This is a genomic window from Albidovulum sp., assembly GCF_049646345.1.
Classification (GTDB): domain Bacteria; phylum Pseudomonadota; class Alphaproteobacteria; order Rhodobacterales; family Rhodobacteraceae; genus Albidovulum.
Window position 1 is genome coordinate 1 of record NZ_JBARVQ010000212.1, and the last position, 3,545, is coordinate 3,545.

Below are 3,545 nucleotides of genomic sequence, written 5' to 3' on the forward strand. Positions count from 1 at the left end.
CCGCGCACGGCCGGACGAGGCCTTTCCGGCCCGGTCATGAGGTCAGTTCGTCGTCCAGTATTTCGCGATCAGCGCGTCGAGCGTGCCATCGGCCTTGATCGCGGCAAGACCTTCGTTGAAGGCGGCCACATTCTCATCCCCCTTGCGGAAGACAAGGCCAAGGGGATCGGCCTGCAACCCGGTGATGCCGATGATCAGGTCACCTGCGAATTCCTTCTCATAGGCCGCGGCCGAAGTGCCGTCGATGATGACCCCCGCCACGTCGCCGTTCTGAAGTGCCACGACGGCACCGACGAACGTGTCATAAAGCGCTACATTGTCACGGCCCACCAGTTCCTCGGCCAGATCCGCGTTGGTCGTCGCCGTCTGCGCGGCGAGCTTGCGGCCCGAGGCCTTGATGTCATCAAGCGTCATGCCCTCATCCTCGACCTGCATCAGCACTGCCTGGCTGACCACGAGATAAGGCTCGGTGAAATCCATGGTCTGCTGGCGCTCTTCGGTGATCGAGACGCCAGAGGCGACGAGGTCAAACTCGCCTTGCTGAAGCGCGCCAAAGATGCCGTCCCAGGCGGTGGTGACAAACTCGGCTGTGCAGTTGATCTTTTCGCAGATCGCGTTGACGATATCGACGTCGAACCCGACGATCTGGCCCGTCGCGGGGTCCACCGTTTCCATCGGCGGATAGGTTGTGTCCGACCCGATCATCAGATGGGCACCGCCGAGATCGGCAGCATGAGCGGTGACACCAAAGACGGCGAAAGCCGCGGCAAGGAATGTGCGTTTCATTGTCTTCTCCTCTGTTGGTTGGTCTGCCCCGCTTCCGCCAGCCGGTCGGGCTGGCGCGGGATCAGTCTTGGCCGGAAGACCTTGCGAAGGTCCCCCGGCGGCTCCCCCGCCATGCGGCGGAGAAGAAATTCGCCCAGGGTGCGGCCGAGATCCTCGACCGGCTGGAAATGTGTCGTGAGTGGTGGGGCGAAATATTCCGAAACATTGAGGTCGTCATAGGCGATGACCGATACTTCGCGTCCGGCCTCAAGTCCAAGATCGCGCAGCCCGGCCAGCAGGCCGAGCGTCGTCGCCTCATTGACGCAGACAAACCCGGTCGGCGGATCGGCCATGGCGCGCAAATGGTGCAGGCTTTCGCGCCCGAACCGTGCGGTCAGGTCGCCCTCTGCAATCAGGTCATCGCAAGGCGGCAGTCCCCCGGCGGCTAAGGCCGCGCGGAACCCGGCGATCCGGTCCTGCGCATAGGCAAGGACGGGGTCGGGGTTGATCAATGCGATCCGTCTGTGCCCGCCCGCGATCAGGCGCCGGGTCGCGTCCTCGGCCACCCAGGCGCTGTCGATATCGACATGGGCATAGGTTGCGGCATCGCCGCAGCGCCCCATCGCGACGAAGGGAAAGCCGATCCCGAGAAGATAGGCGATGCGCGGGTCGTTCTGGCGGATACCGGAAAAGACGATCCCGTCGGCCAGCCCGCGCCGGACGATCTTTTCCGCCATATCGCGGCCATCCTCGGCGTCGCGGATCAGATGGACCGAAAGCTGGTAGGATGTGGTATCGAGCGCCTGACTGATGCCGCTCACGATCTCGGTATATTCGACGCCATGCCATTCATGACCCTCGGCCACCGATATCGGCATCAAGACTGCGGCCTGAAAGCTCTTGCCCGTACGGAGCGAGGCCGCGCGGGGATTGGCCGTATAACCCACCTGCGCCGCCGCATCGCGGATCAGCGCCTTGGTTTCATCAGTCACGACGGGCGAGTCGTTCAAAGCCTTTGAGACAGTGGCGATGGAAAAGCCGGTGATCTCGGCAAGCGTCTTTACCGTCGGGCGCCGGTCCGGCGCAGTGCGATGGGACGTCCTTGCCGTCATGATCCCCCCGGTGACGGGCACCTTCTTATGTGGCGCTTTATAAAAACGTTTTTATAGGGTTTTTGCGGTCTGTCAACGGCGGATGACAGCTTTGCTCACAGCCCGGAACCCGCGGCACATCGGGAACCGGGTCTGAAGGAAACGCGGTTAAACACCGGCCATTGCCCGATCATCACACAGCCAGAACGCCCTAACGCCGGACATATTTCCGGGTGACGTCATCCTCCACCCGATAATCCCAGGCCGTACCATTCGCGGTCATTGCCGCATTGACAATCGCCTTCTGCGGCAGCCGCGCCCAGACATCGGCCTCGATCGCATCAAGGTCGAAGCGCCCGCCGGTGATCACCGCATTCAACTCGGCCTCGATCGCCGCGACGGCCGGGTCGCCCGCGTGGTTCACCCACTCGCCAGGATCGTCGTCGATGTTGAAAAGCTGTGGTGTCGAGCGGTGGCAGTAGATGTATTTCCACGGCCCCTTCCGCACCATGAAGCTCGGCCGCATGATGCCCTCGCCATGATACTCTGCGATGACCGGAACCTCTTCCAGCGTCCCGCCCCGCAGCGCGGGCAGCAGCGACCGCCCCTCCATCGGCCGCGCCAGTTCCTGCCCCGCCAGATCGGCCAGGGTCGCAGGCAGATCCATCAGTGAAACCGGTGTCGTCACATCCGCCCGCTTGCCCCCCGGCATCGCCACGATCAGCGGGATACGCGCCGACCATTCATAAAGGCTGCGCTTCTGGATCAACCCCTTCTCGCCCAGCATCTCGCCGTGGTCGGAGGTGACGATGACGATGGTGTCATCCGCCATCCCCTGCTCGTCCAGCACATCCATCAATTCGCCGACCTTGTCGTCGACGTAGTGGGCCAGCGCGGCAAAGCCGCGCCGCATGGCGATCAGGTGTTCGGGATCACGGATCGACTTGCGGTCAAGCCCGTACCAGCGGATGAAGGCCCGGTCGAAATCTGAATATCTCGCGTCCATATCATCGGGATAGTGCGGCAGCGGCAGATCGGCATCCTTGTACATCTCCCAATACTTGCGCGGCACCACATAGGGCGGATGGGGATTGGTGAAGCTGACCGTCAGCATCCAGGGCCGATCCTTCGGCGCATGGCGCAGATATTCCAGCGACCGGAACTGGGTTTCCTCATCATATTGCAGTTCAGCCGTCCAGCCCGGCCCGATATTCTCCGCCCGGTATTGCGGCGCAAAATCGAAGGCCATGGCTTCGGGGTCATCCCCTGGAAACAACGGATAGGACCAGAGAAAACCCGACGGATAGATGTCGGTGTTCAGCCGCCGTGCATAGCCATGCAACTGATCGGCGCCGATGAAATGCATCTTGCCCGACAGCACCGTGTCATAGCCCGCATTGGTCAGGTAATGCGCGAAGGTGGGGATAAAGCTGGAGTACGGATCACCATTGTCGTAACACCCCGTTGTCGAGGTCAAGAGCCCGGTCATCAGGCAGGACCGCGCAGGCACGCAGATCGGGCTTGGCGTATAGGCATTGGTGAAGTTCACAGCCCGGTTCGCGAGGTCCGAGATATGCCGTGTACGCGCACCGGGATACCCGCAGGCCTCCAACATGAAGGGCGTCATCTGATCGGCGATAATCAATAGGATATTCGGCAATCCGGTTTCCGTCATCATCCCTGTCCCCG

General features: G+C 62.1%; 3 protein-coding genes. All 3 read right to left on the reverse strand.

The genetic code is table 11. The features are described 5' to 3' along the window. Nucleotides 1-42: 42 nt before the first annotated feature. Complete coding sequence (locus WBB85_RS05145) at nucleotides 43-786, reverse strand: transporter substrate-binding domain-containing protein (protein WP_432637556.1); 744 nt, start codon at nucleotides 784-786, stop codon at nucleotides 43-45. Beyond that, a complete protein-coding gene (locus WBB85_RS05150) occupies nucleotides 783-1,877 on the reverse strand; it encodes a LacI family DNA-binding transcriptional regulator (protein WP_432637557.1) in 1,095 nt (364 codons plus the stop codon). Before WBB85_RS05150 ends, WBB85_RS05145 begins: the two co-directional genes overlap by 4 nt. A 190-nt stretch (nucleotides 1,878-2,067) precedes the next feature. Continuing rightward, nucleotides 2,068-3,545: sulfatase-like hydrolase/transferase (locus tag WBB85_RS05155; protein WP_432637558.1), on the reverse strand; the 1,478-nt coding region annotated here is incomplete at its 5' end.

What these genes read in the sequence shown, in the direction of transcription:
- WBB85_RS05145 (WP_432637556.1), bottom strand. Translation starts at nt 786, where the DNA reads ATGAAACGCACATTCCTTGCCGCGGCTTTCGCCGTCTTTGGTGTCACC.
- WBB85_RS05150 (WP_432637557.1), bottom strand. Translation starts at nt 1,877, where the DNA reads ATGACGGCAAGGACGTCCCATCGCACTGCGCCGGACCGGCGCCCGACG.